18 protein-coding genes are annotated in these 18,018 nt (G+C 54.9%); 12 read left to right on the top strand and 6 right to left on the bottom strand.

Features of this window, described 5'->3' with window-relative positions:
- Positions 1-9: 9 nt before the first annotated feature.
- Both D9N13_RS22540 and D9N13_RS22545 read right to left on the bottom strand, forming a co-directional pair.
- Entirely contained in the window at positions 10-1,452 is a 1,443-nt protein-coding gene (locus D9N13_RS22540) for an ATP-binding protein (protein ID WP_290594232.1), read from the bottom strand.
- Positions 1,453-1,454: 2 nt separating this feature from the next.
- The gene (locus tag D9N13_RS22545) at positions 1,455-1,940 is read right to left on the bottom strand and encodes a YfiR family protein (protein WP_290594233.1); all 486 of its coding nucleotides are present in this window, start codon (positions 1,938-1,940) and stop codon (positions 1,455-1,457) included.
- Positions 1,941-2,207: 267 nt separating this feature from the next.
- On the opposite strand from D9N13_RS22545, the gene D9N13_RS22550 reads away from it, so the two are divergent.
- Both D9N13_RS22550 and D9N13_RS22555 read left to right on the top strand, forming a co-directional pair.
- The gene (locus tag D9N13_RS22550; protein ID WP_290594234.1) at positions 2,208-2,513 is read left to right on the top strand and encodes a hypothetical protein; all 306 of its coding nucleotides are present in this window, start codon (positions 2,208-2,210) and stop codon (positions 2,511-2,513) included.
- A gap of 151 nt (positions 2,514-2,664) precedes the next feature.
- On the top strand, positions 2,665-2,796 hold the full coding sequence (locus tag D9N13_RS22555) for a hypothetical protein (protein WP_290594235.1): 132 nt from the start codon (positions 2,665-2,667) through the stop codon (positions 2,794-2,796).
- A gap of 49 nt (positions 2,797-2,845) precedes the next feature.
- Here D9N13_RS22555 and D9N13_RS22560 read toward each other — a convergent pair whose 3' ends face one another.
- The 3 genes from D9N13_RS22560 to D9N13_RS22570 form a co-directional block, all read right to left on the bottom strand.
- Entirely contained in the window at positions 2,846-4,069 is a 1,224-nt protein-coding gene (locus tag D9N13_RS22560) for an alpha/beta hydrolase family protein (RefSeq protein ID WP_290594236.1), read from the bottom strand.
- A gap of 83 nt (positions 4,070-4,152) precedes the next feature.
- On the bottom strand, positions 4,153-4,905 hold the full coding sequence (locus D9N13_RS22565) for a M48 family metallopeptidase (protein WP_290594237.1): 753 nt from the start codon (positions 4,903-4,905) through the stop codon (positions 4,153-4,155).
- Positions 4,906-5,052: 147 nt separating this feature from the next.
- Positions 5,053-5,526, bottom strand: coding sequence for an SUF system Fe-S cluster assembly regulator (locus tag D9N13_RS22570; RefSeq protein WP_290594238.1), 474 nt, complete (start codon positions 5,524-5,526; stop codon positions 5,053-5,055).
- Positions 5,527-5,742: 216 nt separating this feature from the next.
- Between D9N13_RS22570 and sufB the strand changes: the two genes are divergently transcribed.
- The 9 genes from sufB to D9N13_RS22615 all read left to right on the top strand — a co-directional run bounded on the left by sufB (position 5,743) and on the right by D9N13_RS22615 (position 15,444).
- Positions 5,743-7,182 carry a Fe-S cluster assembly protein SufB gene (sufB, locus tag D9N13_RS22575; protein WP_290594239.1) on the top strand — a complete coding sequence of 480 codons (1,440 nt, stop codon included), beginning with the start codon at positions 5,743-5,745 and terminating at the stop codon, positions 7,180-7,182.
- A gap of 2 nt (positions 7,183-7,184) precedes the next feature.
- Positions 7,185-7,937, top strand: a complete 753-nt coding sequence (gene sufC, locus D9N13_RS22580) for a Fe-S cluster assembly ATPase SufC (protein ID WP_290594240.1) — start codon at positions 7,185-7,187, stop codon at positions 7,935-7,937.
- Between the two features lie 12 nt (positions 7,938-7,949).
- Complete coding sequence (sufD, locus tag D9N13_RS22585; protein WP_290594241.1) at positions 7,950-9,278, top strand: Fe-S cluster assembly protein SufD; 1,329 nt, start codon at positions 7,950-7,952, stop codon at positions 9,276-9,278.
- A gap of 5 nt (positions 9,279-9,283) precedes the next feature.
- Entirely contained in the window at positions 9,284-10,507 is a 1,224-nt protein-coding gene (locus D9N13_RS22590) for an aminotransferase class V-fold PLP-dependent enzyme (protein WP_290594242.1), read from the top strand.
- 30 nt (positions 10,508-10,537) lie between these two features.
- The gene (locus D9N13_RS22595; protein ID WP_290594243.1) at positions 10,538-10,897 is read left to right on the top strand and encodes a HesB/IscA family protein; all 360 of its coding nucleotides are present in this window, start codon (positions 10,538-10,540) and stop codon (positions 10,895-10,897) included.
- On the top strand, positions 10,897-11,451 hold the full coding sequence (sufT, locus tag D9N13_RS22600) for a putative Fe-S cluster assembly protein SufT (protein ID WP_290594244.1): 555 nt from the start codon (positions 10,897-10,899) through the stop codon (positions 11,449-11,451). The genes D9N13_RS22595 and sufT overlap by 1 nt, the downstream gene beginning before the upstream one ends.
- A gap of 31 nt (positions 11,452-11,482) precedes the next feature.
- Positions 11,483-11,917 carry a SufE family protein gene (locus tag D9N13_RS22605; RefSeq protein WP_290594245.1) on the top strand — a complete coding sequence of 145 codons (435 nt, stop codon included), beginning with the start codon at positions 11,483-11,485 and terminating at the stop codon, positions 11,915-11,917.
- Positions 11,918-12,024: 107 nt separating this feature from the next.
- The gene (locus tag D9N13_RS22610; RefSeq protein WP_290594246.1) at positions 12,025-12,570 is read left to right on the top strand and encodes a hypothetical protein; all 546 of its coding nucleotides are present in this window, start codon (positions 12,025-12,027) and stop codon (positions 12,568-12,570) included.
- 243 nt (positions 12,571-12,813) lie between these two features.
- Positions 12,814-15,444 carry an EAL domain-containing protein gene (locus D9N13_RS22615; protein WP_290594247.1) on the top strand — a complete coding sequence of 877 codons (2,631 nt, stop codon included), beginning with the start codon at positions 12,814-12,816 and terminating at the stop codon, positions 15,442-15,444.
- Here the strand turns inward: D9N13_RS22615 and D9N13_RS22620 are convergent, their stop codons facing one another.
- A complete protein-coding gene (locus tag D9N13_RS22620; RefSeq protein ID WP_290594248.1) occupies positions 15,445-15,777 on the bottom strand; it encodes a 4a-hydroxytetrahydrobiopterin dehydratase in 333 nt (110 codons plus the stop codon). It abuts the gene before it with no gap.
- A 247-nt stretch (positions 15,778-16,024) separates the two neighbouring features.
- On the opposite strand from D9N13_RS22620, the gene D9N13_RS22625 reads away from it, so the two are divergent.
- Positions 16,025-17,848, top strand: coding sequence for an acyl-CoA dehydrogenase C-terminal domain-containing protein (locus D9N13_RS22625; protein WP_290594249.1), 1,824 nt, complete (start codon positions 16,025-16,027; stop codon positions 17,846-17,848).
- Positions 17,849-18,018 lie beyond the last annotated feature (170 nt).

Raw genomic sequence — 18,018 nt, forward strand, 5'->3', positions numbered from 1 at the left:
TAACAACGCTCAGAACCGATCCGACGGTACAGTGAAGTAAAACGTCGCCCCTGCCCCCACCTCACTCTCGGCCCAAATATCCCCCCCATGACGGTGTATCACACGAGCCACCGTAGCCAGGCCGATTCCGGTGCCCTCAAACTCATCTTTGCTGTGCAGCCGCTGGAAGGCCCCAAACAGCTTATCCACATAACGCATATCAAAGCCGGCGCCATTGTCCCGAATGTAATATACACCCTCCCTGCAACCGATTTCGATCTTGGGTAACGCCGTATATAGGGTGTATTTGAAGGCATTATCCACCAGATTGGTTACCACTATACGCATCAGCCGGGAATCGCAGCGCAAACTCATATTGGGCTGTACGGTCACAGACACCGTCCGCGCCGGTTCCCGATCCTGAATATCCCGTACCACTTCCTCGCACATAAGGCTGAAGTCCACCGTGCGGGTAACGATCTCTTGTCGGGTAACCCGAGACAGCCACAGCATACTGTCTATCAGCACACCCATGCGCTGACTGGCCATGCGCACCCGTTCCAGATACCCCATGGCAGCGCTGTCCAGCTGATCCGCATAATCCTCCAGCAGTGCCTGACTGAACCCATCGATGGCCCGCAGGGGCGAACGCAAATCATGGGACACGGAATAGCTGAACGCCTCCAGCTCCTGGTTGGCGGCTTTCAACTCTGCGGTTCTTTCCTCCACTTTCGATTCCAGCTCGGATTTATGGGACAGCAACTCCAGATCCCGCTGCTGAATAGCCGCCAGCATGGCATTGAAGGCATCCACCATCTGACCGATTTCATCATCACTGATTTTGTCTGCCCGCAGGCTGAAATCACGGTCCCTGGCGATGCTGGTGGCCGTTTTCGCCAGATCAAAAATGGGTTCCGTCACCGCCTTCTGCAGCACCATCGCCACCAGCACGGACACCGCCGAGATAATGCCCAGGGCAGTCAACATCATGTAGAAGTAACGCTGCATCTGGCTGTTCACATAATCCATGTTGGCGCTGATGAAAATCGTGCCCACCCGCATCGACTCTGAGAACATGTCTTCAATATGGTGATATTTGTCCTGCAGGAACCCGGTGCTGTCTGCATGAGGGTTGTCAGGACAGGGCACGGCGCGGGAGGTTCCGGGAAAGGAACGGGCTTTCAGGTTCATCGCCCCATCGTAGATACACACCACATCGATGGTGTAATCATAATCCAGGCTGTTAGCGCTTTCCTGCAGCGTATTCAGATCCTCAAAGGCCAGCGCAGCCACTATTTGCGAATAGGATACTTTGGTAACCACCGTGATCTCATGCACCAGTTGTTCACGGCTCTGCATGCGCTCGTAGCCCATAAAGAACATGCCGATCAATACCACGCCGGCAAAAATGGTGAGCAGAATCACCATGGTTAATTTTTGTTTGATGGAGAACGAACCCAGTAACTTCAGCACGACTACTCCACCCTTCTCGCCAATTGCAGTAAACGTGAGCTGATTTGCAGCTGTGCTTCCCGGGCGGTGCCCAGGTTGATATCAAAGCGGATGCGGCGACCTTCGGTTACCAGGCCGATAATGCCCCCCCGGCTGACAAAATCGGGTTCATCACTGATGGTGAGAATCGGCATTGTGATGCTGGTGTTGAGTGCCTTGCGCGGATTCACCCCGGAGACAAACAGCACATGGCAGCCGTCCAGTGAATCCGCTACCTGCAGCGGCACCACCTCCAGTGAAAAAGTTCGAACCTCGCGGCCGCTCAACTGGGACAACTCGTCGGTAAAGGCCTCTTTGCCCAGAACGCAGACACGCAGCTTCCCGCTGGCCTGCTCTATGGACAGGGGCCAGGTCACATACTTGGTAAAATTGTAGATAAAGGCTGCTTTAAGCCGGGCTTCCTCTTCCGCGTGCCCTGGAATACTGATCAATAATCCAAGGTAAGCCACGAACCCCCAAAGCAGTCGCCGGCCTGTTTGCCCAGGCCTGTCGATCCCCTTCAAGCACCAATCCTATTCGGTTCCATGTGTTTAGAGATTCAGTATAGTTTGCAACCACATGAATCGCCTTGCTTTTTTTAGGTGAAATTAGTCTCTTGATTACCCTACCCGCCGGTTAGGTGGATAGTTCTAATTTTTCAGCGTAGCTTGGCAGCAACTCTTTCGCTAACCACTTTCCTGACTCGCCGCCAGGAACCATTACGAGGCAAACCTGCCATGAACCTTGAACCCATTGCCAATTTCGGCCTGAAACAACTGGATACCGCCGGTTACTACCTCAGCCGATACGGTATCACAGACCAGGTGAACCGACACAACCTGATCGCCATTGTCATGACCGAGAAGGAAAAACTCAGCGGGGAACTGTCCCGCCTGGAGCTGAAAGCCAGAATCCAGAAACGCCGCCTGGAACAACTGCGCCGGCAACTGGATGCACAGGCTGACGAATGGATCGCCAAAACACCGAAACCCCTGGCGGACCGCCTATATGAAGCCAAATCCAGGGTCAACACCTATCTCTAGCGCCTAATACCGGCCCATGTCATGAGGTTAACAACCAGCAAGCCTAACAAACCCGGCCGTTAGACCCGTTAGTCCCAAACCAGTGAAGTCAGCCCGTCACTGAGCTAGATTATTGGTTACCACAACAATACATCAATGAGGGACTATTGCCATGTACATAGACGAAACGGTTATAGCAGGATTGCTGGTGCTGGCCGGCACCATTGCCGTCGGTGGCTACGTGATCTACTACGCACTGCACGATCTAAAAGTGAAGGAACGCGAAAAACGCAAAGCCCACTGACCACACCCGGCAACACTGCAGGCCGCCGTAACCGGTGGCCCGATTCAGCTTAGTCCGCAAAGCCGATTCGCTGCAGAAAACGGGCAACGTCCTTTAAATACTTGCCCTGATCCAGGTGCAGAATATGGTTGCCCGGAAACCAGTGAATATCCGGACGATCCCAGTGATCCCACAACAGGCGGGCATGCTTGGGCGGCGCAAACCGATCCCCGGCCCCACCAATGATCATCAAGCGCTCCTTGGGAATAATCGGCTCATAGGTGAGCGGACAATGCACCGCCATGATGTGGCGGGCATCCTTGATGGATACCCCGCTCAGGCGCAATCCGGTTTTGATCACCGCACTGGCGGGAAACCATTGCAACATCAGATCGAACAGGGAAACCACCGGCACATTGGGAATGCTGAACTGCAGACGCTCTTCCACTGCTGCCAGCAAGGCACTGGTATAGCCTCCCAGACTGATTCCGGTAACCCCGAACCGGGGCACCCCCTGTTGTTCCAGATAGTTCAGAAACAGGCGGAAATCATAAATGGAGTGGGCCACTGTTTCACTGATATGAGAGAGCCCATTGGCAAAGTAGCCATGCCCGCTGAAGGGTGAGAAAGGCCCCTGGCGATGGCCATGGAAAGGCAGCGTATACAGCAGAATGTCGTAACCCAGACTGTAGAACCAGGGCAACCCCAGAAACAGGCTGTTAACCCAGTAGGGATCGGCCATAAAGCCGTGCACCACGCAAATGGTGGGGCGCGGGCCGTCATCGTGGGTCCAGTACTGGGCCACCGCCTGCAGATTGTGACGATTCTTGAGATAGCGTCGGCGCAGGCGCGGATTCACCGGTTCGAACGGACTCTGGAATACCAGCTCCCGGCACTGACCGTCGGGGGGGCGAAAATGAATCCAGCCGGCCTTGCGCTCCCGCACCTCCACCTGACGGTTGGGAGGGGCAAAAAAGCGCTCAACCTGATGACTGGAAGCCAGCTCGCGGTAGAGCACACCGTCCTCCAGATCCTGCATCAAACGCAGGGGGTTGGCCGACAGCGGCAACGCCAGCACCGACACCAGGGATGCCACTGCGGTGCGCACCGCCAAGTCGATTCCGGCGGTACCGTCCACCAGGATCTGAGTCGGCAAATCCAGCTCAAAATCGTCGGGAAACTTGTGGAAGCTGCTCTCCAGGTTATCCCACCAGGGCTGCGGCGGCATGATCCGGCGGGCGTGACCGTAAGTCTCGTTGGCCACTCGGGAAACCGTCTGATAGGCAGATGTCATCACCCCACTCCTCTGTACCGTTGACCCAAAAAGTATAGCGGGTTCAGAGGGTTGTGCTGATGACTCCTGCCCCTGGGTCGCGCCTACAACTGGTCAATGGCCTTCTGGATGCGCTTGATACGTTCTTTATTGGACGGATGGGAGCTGAGAAAACTGCTGTCGGACCCGTATTTTGACTCCAGGGTCTGGATGGCGCGCTTCATGGCATAGGGGTCCTGGCCCAGATTCTTCAGCATTTTCACCGCGAAGGTATCCGACTCCAGCTCATCCTGCTGGGAGAAGCGGGCGTTCACCGCTACATAGGCAAGCTGGCCCAACTGTCCCTGGGTCAGTTCTCCCACAGTGCCTCCAACGGACACCGCAGCCTGCATGGCGGAATCAGTGAGAATCTTCTGCTGCATCTGCTCATAACTGTGTTTGTGGTAAACATGACCGATTTCGTGGCCAATTACCGCCAACACCTGATCATCGGGCATGGCGTCCAGCAACCCTGAATACACCCGCACGGTGCCGTCCGCCATGGCAAAGGCATTCACTTCCGGCGCCAGGTACACCTTGAAGTCAAAGCTGAGCCCACGGTAATTATCCAGCCCGGCGGTAATGTTCTCCAGCCGGCGGGAATAAGGGTTCGACGCCCCGGCCACCTGATTCTTGCTGTCCATTTCCTTGGCCGCCAGGCTGGCAGTCTGCTTGACGCTTTCTTCGTTCAGCGTCACCGCCTGGGCCACGCCCATGCCCACCGCCATGGCTTTATTGCTGTCGAAACTGCCGTCCTGGGCACAGCCGGATGCGCCAAGTACGGCCATCATGGCCACCACACAGGTTAATTGTTTCATAGGGTCTCTCTACTTAATGGGTACTCAATGGGTGTTAGTAACCGCATCCACACAGCATGCGGGCAAAGCGAAAAGGGATAGTCTAAAAAGAAGCGGCACTAATGCAAGTGTAAAGCAGGTGCTGGTACCACCCTGCCCGGGCAAGCGTTATACCAGGGGAGGAGCATTGCGTTCAGTGAGACGGGACAAAATGGTCTGCACATTGTGGTGCACCCCGGCCCCCATCCCCACCATGTCGGTAAGCGAAATCGTATTCAGGATCTGGGCAATCAACTCGTTGATGGTGGGCATATGATAGGCCACTTCACAACCATCGGTCAGCTCACAGCCGCCGTCATCATCGCAGCACTCCGTAATGGCCAGCGGACCTTCAACGGCGGACACCACCTGGGCAATGCTGATCATTTCCGGCAACCGCGCCAGTTGATACCCCCCTTTCGCCCCCCGTTCCGAGCGCACCAGTCCAGCAGCCACCAGCTGCCGCATCAGTTTACGCACCGTCGGCAAGCCCAGCTTGGTGGCCTCTGCCAACTCTTCCATGCGCTGCTGCTGCACCGGCGATTTCGCCAGCCGGTTCATTATCACCAATGCATAATCTGTCATTTTGCTGATCCGTAACATACAATGCGCGCCCGGTTTGAGTGGGATTCCCGGAAAGAATACCAAATCGGTATTGATTTTCAAAGCCGACTATTTTAGTCTGGTTTGCCGTAGAGAGATCCTTTTTTAAAACCAGATTGCCAACCCTCCAGCCTTACTGGCTTAGGGTTTTTGCCGTGTGCCCGCCCAAGGTGCGGCCACGAGCCCGGCACGCCCAGCTATCAGCGGAGACACGCCATGAGCGACGAAATAAATGCTTTGATCCGTCGTGAATATGAAGCAGGATTCGTCACCAACATCGAATCCGAAACCCTGCCTCCCGGCCTCAATGAAGAGGTGGTGCGCGTTATTTCCGCGAAAAAGAACGAGCCGGAATGGATGCTGGAATGGCGTCTGGAAGCCTACCGCAAATGGCGCGAAATGGAGATACCCACCTGGGCCCATCTCAAACACCCGCCGGTGGACTTCGATGCCATCAGCTACTATTCCTCGCCGAAATCAAAAAACGACGGCCCCAAAAGCCTGGATGAGGTGGATCCGGAGATTCTCGAGACCTTCGAAAAGCTGGGCATCCCCCTCCATGAGCGCGCCAAACTGGCGGGGGTGGCGGTGGACGCCGTCTTCGACAGTGTCTCCATCGGCACTACCTTTAAGGATGACCTGGCCAAGGCAGGCGTCATTTTCTGCTCCATATCGGAAGCGATTCGGGATTATCCGGAGCTGATCCAGAAATACCTGGGCAGTGTGGTGCCGCAACAGGACAACTTCTACGCAGCCTTGAACTCCGCGGTGTTCAGCGATGGTTCCTTTGTCTACATCCCCAAGAACACCCGCTGCCCCATGGAGCTGTCCACCTATTTCCGCATCAATGAACTCAATACCGGCCAGTTCGAGCGCACCCTGATCGTGGCGGACGAGGGCAGCCAGGTGTCTTATCTGGAAGGTTGCACCGCGCCCATGCGCGACGAAAACCAGCTACACGCGGCGGTGGTGGAACTGGTGGCATTGGGTAACGCCGACATCAAATATTCCACCGTCCAGAATTGGTATCCCGGTGATGAAAACGGCAAAGGCGGCATCTACAACTTTGTGACCAAGCGCGGCGTCTGTGACGGCGCCAACAGTAAAATTTCCTGGACCCAGGTGGAAACCGGATCCGCCATTACCTGGAAATACCCCAGCGTGATTCTGCGCGGCGACAACAGCATCGGTGAATTCTATTCTGTGGCCCTCACCAACGGCTATCAACAGGCGGACACCGGCACCAAGATGATTCACCTGGGCAAAAATACCAAGAGCACCATTGTCTCCAAGGGTATTTCCGCCGGCCGCAGCCAGAACGCCTACCGTGGCCTGGTCCGCATTTCGCCAAGGGCCGACGGTGCCCGCAATCACACCCAGTGTGATTCATTGCTGATCGGTGATCAGTGTGGCGCCCACACATTCCCCTATATCGAAAACAAAAACCCCGATGCCATTCTGGAGCACGAAGCCACCACCTCCAAGGTGAGTGACGATCAACTGTTCCTGTGCCGGCAACGGGGTATCGATGAAGAGAAAGCCGTCTCCATGATCGTGAACGGTTTCTGTAAAGAAGTTTTCAAAGAATTACCCATGGAGTTTGCGGTGGAAGCCGGCAAGCTGCTGGAAGTCAGTCTGGAAGGTGCAGTAGGTTAATCATGAGTGCAACCCCATTATTAGAAGTGAAAGATCTGGTGGCCGAAGTGGATGGCAAGACCATTCTCGACGGCATTTCCCTGACCGTGAAACCCGGTGAAGTCCACGCCATCATGGGCCCCAACGGTTCAGGCAAAAGTACCCTGGCCAATGTGCTGGCAGGCCGGGACGATTACCAGGTGGTTGGCGGCAGCGTGACCTTCAAGGGCAATGACCTGTTCGAACTGGAACCGGAAGAGCGGGCCCGGGAAGGCATTTTTCTGGCGTTCCAGTATCCGGTGGAAATACCCGGCGTCAGCAATATGCAGTTCCTGAAGGCTTCGGTGGATGCCGTGCGTAAACACCGCGGCCAGGACGAGCTGGACGCCCCCGCGTTTATGAAACTGGCCCGCGAGCACTGCAAGGAACTGAAACTGAAACCGGAGTTTCTGAAACGGGGCGTCAACGAGGGCTTTTCCGGCGGCGAAAAAAAGCGTAACGAAATTCTGCAGATGGCGCTGCTGGAACCCAGCCTGGCGTTGCTGGATGAAACCGATTCCGGTCTCGACATTGATGCATTGCAGGTGGCGGCGGAAGGGGTTAACGCCCTGCGCAATGAGGCACGCAGCTTCATTGTCGTAACCCACTATCAGCGCCTGCTCAACTACATTGTGCCCGATTACGTACACGTTCTGGCAGGCGGAAAAATTGTCAAGTCCGGTGGCCGCGAACTGGCATTGGAACTGGAAGAAAAAGGGTACAGCTGGATTCAATAACGGCAAGCAGTCATGATTACACCCAACGAATTGAAACAACAGGCACAGAACAGTTGGCAGCACCAATCCTCACTGGACTGGTTAAGTCTGCCGGCGAAAGCCCGGGCGACCTTTGCGGACCTGGATATCCCCACCCGCAAAACCGAAGCCTGGAAATACACCCCGCTCACCCCCTTGCTGAACAATGCCTATCTGGCAAACCAGGCAGCAGGGGACGTGGACGCAGGCGCCGCAGAAACCCGCATCGGCCCATTGGGCGATGTCAGTCGCCTGGTGTTTATCAATGGGCATTTTACCCCCGGCCTGTCCCGTTTCAGCGATCTGGAAAACCAGGGCATCATTACCCTGTTCAGCAATGCCAATGACACCCAGCGCGATTTGATCAACGCTGAATTGGGCACCGGGTTCGAGCCCAAAGAGCACATTTTTGCCACCTTGAACTACAGCAGCGTTGCCGACGGTCTGCTGATTCACGCACCCGCTGATTTCAAGGTGCAGCAAGCCATTCAACTGGTTTACCTGAGCACCGCCGAAGCCGATACCAGCCTGGCTCAAAGCCGTGTGCTGGTGTGTGCCGAAGCCGGTTCATCGCTGGAGCTGATTGAGCAGTTCGACAGCCTGGGGGCCACCAACGTATTCCACAACCATATGATGGAAGTCAGCCTGCACCCCAATGCGCGCATGGTGCATACGCGCCTGCAGGTGGAGCACGAAAGCCTCACCCACATCAACGGCCTGCACATCAAATTGGCGCAGGGCAGTCATTACGAACAACATGCCCTGGCGTTCGGCAGTGCCTTGAAACGCAATGATATCAATGTGAGTTTTAACGGCAACAATGCCTATTGCCGCCTTAACGGTGTGTTCCTCAGTAAACACAAACAGCATATCGACAACCATCTGAACCTGGAACACGCTGCGCCGCACTGCAACAGTGACACCGAGTACAAAGGTTTCATCACTGACAGCAGCCGCGCCGTATTCAATGGCCGCATACACATTCACCAACATGCACAGAAAACAGCAGCGCACCTCAACAGCAAAAATCTGTTGTTGTCGAAACAGGCAGAGCTGGACACCAAACCGGAGCTGGAAATATACGCCGACGATGTGAAGTGCTCACACGGTGCCAGCATTGGCAAACTGGATGATAAATCCCTGTTTTATTTTCAATCGCGGGGTATTGACCGCGCCACCGCAGAAGCCATGCTCTGCCTGGGCTTTGTGAATGAGATGGTGGAGCAGTTTCCCAATGGGGCCGTCATTGAGCTGGCCCGCCAGCGGCTGGCAGAGTTTTTCAATGACGTGGATAAACTCAACAACCTATGGTCCCTGGAGTAACCGGCATGCGCAGCTTTGATATCGATGCCATCCGGGCCGACTTCCCTATCCTGCAGCAGGAAGTGAAAGGCAAGCCACTGGTGTACCTGGACAATGCCGCCACCACCCAGAAGCCCCAAGCGGTGCTGGATGCGTTGACCCGTTATTACTCCACCATTAACTCCAATGTGCACCGCGGTGCCCATACCTTAAGTGATCTGGCAACCCGCGAGTTCGAAGCGGCGCGGGAAACCGTGCAGCGCTTTATCAACGCCCCGGGCAGCAACCAGATTATCTGGACCCGCGGCACCACCGAAAGCATCAACCTGGTGGCGCACAGCTACGGTCGGGCCTTTCTCAAGCCCGGTGACGACATTATTATCTCCGCCATGGAGCATCACTCCAACATCGTGCCCTGGCAATTGGTGGCAGAGCAGACCGGTGCCAACCTCAAGGTCATCCCGGTTACGGATGATGCCGAATTGGACCTGGCTGCATTCGAGGCGCTGCTGTCGGAAAACACCAAGCTGGTGTCCGTGGTGCACGTCTCCAATGCCCTGGGTACCATCAACCCGGTAAAAAGCATCGTCGCCAAGGCTCATGCTGTGGGTGCGCGGGTATTGCTGGACGGCGCTCAGGCCACCCCCCACTGGAATGTGGACGTACAGGATCTGGACTGCGACTTTTACGCTTTCTCCGGCCACAAGGTCTATGGCCCCACCGGCATTGGTGTGCTCTATGGTAAAACAGAGCTGCTGGAAGCCATGCTGCCCTACCAGTCCGGCGGCGAGATGATTGAGAAAGTGTCGTTCGATGGCACCACTTTCAATGTGTTGCCCTACAAGTTTGAAGCCGGCACCCCCAATATCGGTGGCGCCATCGGCCTGGCAGCGGCCATCGACTATCTGAATCAGTTTGACCGCCAGCTGATGGCCAACCATGAACACCAATTGTTGCAGGCAACCCTTGATCGGGCCGCCGACGATCCCCACATTCGCTTGATCGGCCGGGCACAAAGCAAGGCTGGGGTGTTTTCCTTCCTGCTGGAAGGCGCACACCCACATGATCTGGGTACCCTGCTGGATCAACAAGGGATTGCGGTGCGCACCGGCCATCACTGTGCCATGCCGATTATGGATCAATTTGCCATTCCCGGCACTGTGCGTGCGTCCTTCGCGTTTTATAACACGCAGGATGACGTGGAGCGCTTTTTTGCAGCGCTGGCAAAATCGAAAACGTTTTTACTGTAAGAGACACAACAGGAATAGGGTGAGAGCACTATGACCGTTCAAACATTTATTCCCGAAAACTCCATCACTCTGACCCCGGCTGCCATTGCCCACATGGCAGCAGAAGTGGCCAGGAAAGACGGAGCCACAGCCGTGCGGATTGCCGTTAAGCCCAGTGGTTGCTCCGGTTTCATGTACGAGATGGAACTGGTGGACGCCCCGGCAGAAAATGATCTCATCATCCAGGCTTCCCCCGAGTTGACCGTCTATGTGGATCAGGACAGCCTACCGGTGCTGCAGGGCACGGAGTTGGATTACGTCAAGCAGGGGTTGAATGCCATTCTGCAATTCCGCAACCCCAATGCCACCTCAGAGTGTGGATGCGGGGAAAGCTTTTCGGTGACCAAGTAATGCTGCCGTCCTCCGTTGAACAGCGCATGGTCCCCGTGATGCGGGATTGTCCGGCGCGGGCGGTACCCTCCGGCACACCCATCACCCTGCCCAAAAATGCCTTCGTTACAATCACACAAGCCCGTGGCGGCAATTATACGGTGAGCTTCAAAGGCAATCTGGCACGGGTGGATGGCACCGATGCCGATGCACTGGGGCTGGAGGTTGAAGAACTGGACTTTGGCCAGGTGGAACCCGGCGCGCCGCTGTCCGAACACGTTTGGGAAACCCTGCGTACCATCTACGATCCGGAAATACCGGTGAACATAGTGGATCTGGGCCTGATTTACGATGTCGACATCAGCGAAAAATCCGCGGGCCACGATCTGGTGACCGTCACCATGACCCTGACCTCACCCACCTGTGGTATGGGCCAGGTGCTGGCCAACGATGTACGCTATCGTCTCAACAAAGTCCCCAATGTGGACGAAGTGGACGTCAAGCTGGTGTTTGACCCGCCCTGGTCACGGGATAAAATATCCGAAGAAGCGCAACTCGAGCTGGGCATTTTCTAATTCACACCAACCTCACATCCAAGGCAGTGGCATGAACGACAACCCCTTCGGCACCGACATTACCAGTGACGACATACTCGAAGACCTGGCCTTCTTTGATGACTGGGAGGATCGTTATCGCTACATCATTGATCTGGGCAAAAAACTCCCGGCCATGCCAGAGGAACAGAAGACCGCAGACAACTTCGTTCACGGTTGCCAGAGCCAGGTCTGGATCAGCGCCCACTATAACGCCGACAACAATACCCTGCAGTTTCTGGTGGACAGCGACGCCCACATTGTGCGCGGCCTGGCGGCCATGGTAATGGCGGCCTTCAATCAGCACAGCCCGCAGGCAATCATCGACTTCAATGTGGACGATTATTTCAGTAAAACCCAGCTGATCCAACACCTGAGCCCCACCCGGGGCAATGGCCTCAAATCCATGGTTGGCAAAATCAGGGCGGCGGCGCAGGCACAGCTGTGATCCATGGTCTGCGCCCCCATTGCGGATTTAGTGACAGAATTACTTTCCAGCCCGTGCCCAAGTACGCATAATCTTTACCCATCACCCATTCAGTAAGGACACCCATTATGCGCCACATTCTGAGTATCATTCTGCTTTGCTGCACCGCTACGCTGGCACAGGCCGAAGGATTGACCGACGCCGAGATCCAGAAATGGACCAAAGCCTATCAGGCCATCGTCAGTTGGGCCGAAAAGGAGCACATTGAAGACGAGCTGGATGCCAACACCCAGAGCACCGAGTACAGCCGCGTCTTCAGCCAGATGATGGAGCAAACCCGCACCAACAAACACTACAACGCACTGGTTGAAGTACTGGACGACAACGGTTATTCCGACCCGAACAAATGGTCTGCCACCGGTGACCGTATCATGACAGCCTATATGGCCAATGAAATGGCCGGCAACGAAGCGGAAGTTGAGCAACAGCTGAAACAGGTGCAATCCATGATGGCCAGCGGCATGATGCCGGCGGAACAAAAGGCCATGATGGAGCAGATGCTGCAAGAAAGCAGCAAGGCACTGAAAGCGGCCAAACAGGCTCCCGAGGGCGACAAACAGGCGGTGAAACGCAATCAGCCGTTACTGGAATCGGTATTCGGCGCCCAGGATTAATCGCCACCGTTTTTTGACTCCCAGGACTTAATCCCTTCAAAAGCGTCAGGAAGCCGACGGCCCACCCTGACGCGCCCGCCTCCTCTAATCTCTCCACTCTGATAGCCATGGCGCGAGCCAAGTTTGAACTATACTGAGCAGTGGGCCGTCATTCTTCACATGTGGTTGTCATCAACCGTCTCCGGATGCAACAGTCCAGTTAGAATTGAATGTTTTGTCACCTTGCACCGCGGATAACAAATTTTGGTTTTGATTCAACACTATAACCTGATTAGGGCAGTACTGGCCCTGTGCCTGATCTGCAGCAGCAGCATCAGTTTTGGGGTTACCGCCGTTCAGCTGACACCGGACGTTGAAGAACTTGAGCTGCAGCGCCAGCACATCGAAATGTTCGAGGATCAGGGTGATCAACTCACCATTAACGAAATCACTACAAATAACAGTATTTTATTTACGCCCGCCAATGAGGACGTAATTAACCTGGGGCACACCGACAGTTCCATCTGGGCACACTTCAAAGTCACTGTGGCCGACGATGAAGAACTGAGCCAAACCTGGGTACTGGAGTCCGCTTTTCCCCTGCTGCAGCGCTTCGATATTTTTGTGGTAAAAAACGGAGACATACAACAGCACTTCGAGATTGGCTATGCCCTGCCGATGATGGATCGTATGCTGCCCCACCGCTTTTTCGCCCAGCCATTGAAACTGAAATCCGGCAGCGAATACGACATCTACATTAATGCCAAACGTGCCGGGGGCAGTGTCCAGCTGCCTATGAAACTCTCCCAACCGTTACATTTCGTCTACAAAGAGCTGATCCACAATCATGTATTCGGGTTATTCTTTGGCATATTGCTGGCCATGATGGTGTACAACCTGTTCCTGTTTTTCTCCGTCGGTAATCGTGCGTACTTCTACTACATCGCCTACATAGGATTTTCATTTCTTACCTTTCAAACGTTTACCGGTTTTGGTTTTCTGTTGCTGTGGAGCGGCGCGCCGCTGGTTAACGAATACGTCACCCAGCTTTCTGCCTGTATGGCCTCTGTCAGCGGCCTGATGTTCGTCAAACATTTTATTAAGACCGAACAGTACGGGCGCTACATCAACACCGTTATCAACAGTCTCGCGGCGGTAGGCTTGATACTGGGCGCGCTGCGTCTGAGCACCGACTATTTCCTCAGCAGCCAGGTTTCCACCTATGTCACCATCATCACCCTTGTGATGCCGGTGTTTGTATTTCACTGCTGGCTCAAGGGTTCGCGGCCTGCCGGCTTTTTCCTGCTGGCCTGGGCTTTGCTTATTGTGGGCATCGTCATGTTCACCCTGGTACTGCTGGGGCTGCTGCCTTCCAATGCCATCACCAACAATGCGATCCTGGCCGGTTCCGCAGCCGAAATGCTGTTGCTCTCTTTGGGGCTGGCAGATCGCATCAATTTCGAGCGTAAAGCCAAGTACTCTGCATTGCAGGAGCAACACAAAGCCATTGTGCGTCTGAAAGAGGCTGAAGATCGGCTCATGCATCGGGCGTTGCACAGTCGCACCACCGGCTTGCCCAACCGCACATTGCTGCGCAGCACGCTGGACTCCTTGTTGCAGGAAGACAACACACCCGGATTTTCGGTAATCCTGCTCAGCATCAATAATTTTCATGAGTTCAATAAAACCCTGGGCCACAGTAACGGTGATGCCATTCTCTATGTGCTGACAGAGCGCCTCAATTCACTGAGTCAGAGCATCCAGCGCATTGTGCCCATCGAAGACACCGATGCCCGTTTGAATTATGTCGCCAACGTGGAGGGGGTGAGCTTTGCGCTGATCGTCCGGGAACTGGATCCTGATCTGGTACATGCCTTGGTGCTGAGCCTGCTGCGCGATATGGAGAAACCATTCGAATATCAGGGCCTGACGCTGGATGTGGACGCCACCGCCGGCATTGCTTTTCATCCCGCTCACGGCAGCAGCAGCGAAAATTTATTGCGCAACGCCCACATCGCCCTGGAAGCAGCCGGCAGCACCAACGAAAAATTTGCTATCTATTCCCAGGAAATCGATCCCTACAACCAACGCCGCATTTCGTTGCTGGGTGAATTGCGTAACGCCATTGAGAAAGACGCGCTGCAGTTGTATTTCCAGCCTCAAATCTGCCTGGATACATTGCAGGTTTCCGGTGCCGAGGTGCTTATACGTTGGATTCACCCTGAATACGGCTTTATTCCCCCGGATGAATTCATCCCCCTGGCGGAACGCACCGGCGTCATTCAACCCCTCACTTACTGGATCTGCCGCAAGGCATTTGCCTTTAAAAAGAGCCTGTCTGACCAGGGTTATGACATCAACCTGTCCATCAATATCTCGGCGCGTAATCTGCAGGATCCCCACTTCAAGGATCAGATCTGTAAAATTGCCCAGGAGTGCGATATCACCCTGGACAAAGTAATCATGGAACTGACCGAAACCGCCGTGATGCACAACCCGGATGATGCCATGCGGGTGATGGGGGAGCTGAGTGCAGTGGGCATTCGCCTATCTATTGATGATTTCGGCACCGGTTACTCCTCACTGTCCTACCTGAAAAAATTACCGGTCAATGAAATCAAAATCGATCGCAGCTTTGTGATGGAGATGGCCAAGAACAGCGATGATCAGGTCATCGTGCACACCACACTCACCATGGGTCACAACATGAGCCTGGAAGTAGTGGCCGAGGGCATCGAAGATGAAGACACACTCAACAAACTAAAAGAAATGGGGTGTGATCTGGCCCAGGGTTACCATATTGCACGCCCCATGCCGGCCAATGAGTTTTTCACCTGGCTTGCCAACTATGCAGCCAAACTGAATCCGACCCACAGCATCAAAAGCATTAAATGATCACAGCAGTTCATCGGTTTTCGCGGCCAGGCGAAAATCGTTGCGGTGCAGGCCGCCAAGCTTGTGGCTCCACCAACTCACCGTAACCTTGCCCCACTCGGTCAGCAGGGCAGGATGATGATTGACGGTTTCCGCCAGCTCACCCACCCGAATGGTAAAGGCCAGTGCCGCCGCAAAATCCGCAAACGTGAATTCCCGCCGCAGCTTGTCCACGCCCGCCTCGCTGACAATCCGCCACTGCGGGATCTGTTGCAGCAAATCCGAACGCTCATCCCGGGACACCGTTGGGGCATCTGCCCGGCAGGCTTCACAGGGTTCTGCTTTCAAGCTCATAACAATTCCTCACTTAAGTGAACTATTGTTTACAGAGGTCTCAAGCACCGCCAACTGTCTGAATTTTATACACCCAAGCACCGGGCGGGGCTCTCAGCGAGCCATTATGACCCCATTAAAACGAGTGTTGGCCAAAGTGACACCGGGTGCAATCAAATGTGCCAATGGCGATTCCAGGCCCTTGGTGCACACTTGCGCACCTGAAAATAACTCTCGGTTCAACCGCTACCTTACAGGAAACAGTGCGATGCCTCAGTATAAAGCGCCTTTACGTGACATGAACTTCGTCATGAACGACGTTCTGGACTATCAAAAGCATTACAGCAAACTGCCCTGCGCTGAGAACGCCACACCGGATATGGTGGATGCCATTCTGGGTGAATGCGCCAAGTTTTGTGAACAGGTGCTGTCTCCATTGAACCAGACCGGGGACCAGGAAGGCTGTCAGTTCGAAGATGGCAAGGTCACCACTCCCAAGGGCTTCAAAGAAGCCTATGATCAATACTGCCAGGGTGGATGGCAGGGCCTGTCCCATCCGGAGGAATTCGGCGGCCAGGGCATGCCCCTGTCCCTCAGTGTCATGAAATCCGAGATGATCGGCACGGCCAACTGGTCCTGGGGCATGTACCCGGGCCTGAGCCTGGGGGCCATGAACACCATTTACCTGCACGGCACCGAAGAACAAAAGCACCACTTCCTGCCCAAGATGTGCGAAGGCACCTGGTCCGGAACCATGTGCCTCACCGAGCCGCACTGCGGCACCGACCTGGGCCAGTTGAAAACCAAGGCCGTGCCCAAGGATGACGGCAGCTACGCCATTACCGGTACCAAGATCTTCATCTCTTCCGGTGATCACGATATGGCCGAAAACATTATCCACATCGTACTGGCCCGCCTGCCGGACGCACCTGCGGGCACCAAGGGTATTTCCCTCTTCATCGTGCCCAAAGTGAAATGTGACCCCGCCGGCAATCTGGGGGATTTCAACCATGTGGTTTGTGGCTCCATCGAGCACAAAATGGGCATCCGTGCTTCCGCCACCTGCGTCATGAACTTTGAAGAAGCCGAGGGTTACCTGATCGGGCCACCGAACAAGGGCCTGGAATGCATGTTTACCTTCATGAACTCCGCCCGGGTTGGCACCTCCCTGCAGGGTCTGGGTGCCGCTGAGCTTTCTTACCAGGGGGCCCTGCCCTATGCCAAGGATCGCCTCTCCATGCGCGCACTGAGCGGCAAGAAGCATCCTGACAAGGTGGCCGACCCCATCATCTGCCATGCCGACGTGCGCCGTATGCTGTTGACCCAGAAGGCCTTCGCCGAAGGGGGCCGCGCCATGGTCTACTATGCCGCGAAGTACGCTGATTTCATGCTGTTCGGTGAAACCGAAGCAGTGCGCAACGAGGCCGATGACCAGCTGGGCTTCCTGACCCCGATACTGAAGGCATTCCTCACCGAAACCGGTTATGAAGCGGCCAACCTGGGCATGCAGGTCTACGGTGGCCACGGTTATATCAAGGAATGGGGCATGGAACAGATCGTGCGGGACACCCGAATTGCCACTCTATATGAAGGTACCACCGGTATTCAGGCGCTGGACCTGCTGGGCCGGAAAGTACTGCTGGGCAAAATGAAAACCCTGAAAACCTTCTCGCTGGATGTACTGAAATTCTGTAAAGACAACGGTCTGATTTCCAGCAACCCCCATAAAAAGGAAATGAACCGCTTTATCTGGCCGCTGTTCAAATACACCACCAACTGGCAGCAGTACAGTGTGCGTCTGGCCATGCGGGCCCGCAAAAACTTTGACGTGGTGGGGGCTGCCTCCGTGGATTACCTCATGTATTCCGGTTACGTGAGCATGGCGTACATGTGGGCCATGATGGCGCAGGCTGCCTATGAAAAACTGGCAGAGGGCACCGACAATCCGGAATTTTACAAAGCCAAGATTCAAACTGCCGACTTTTATTTTGAGCGACTGCTACCCCGTGCCAAAGCGCACGCGGAATGCATGATGGCTTCACCCAAATCCCTGATGAAGATGAAAGAGGAAAACTTCTCGTTCCTGGACTGATGGGTCAGATCCACATTAACTTTTTTCAACCCACCTCGCACTGGGTTACCTATAGCCCTCCTTCAGGAGGGCTTTTTTTTGCGCAGGAAAATGTAAACTTTTGTTACTTAGTTGAACAAAGTTTTGCACTATTACTCTACTATCGCGTTTCCTTTTCTCAGTATGATGGA

Origin of the sequence: Ketobacter sp. GenoA1, from assembly GCF_003671475.1 — a bacterium.
Lineage (GTDB): Bacteria > Pseudomonadota > Gammaproteobacteria > Pseudomonadales > Ketobacteraceae > Ketobacter.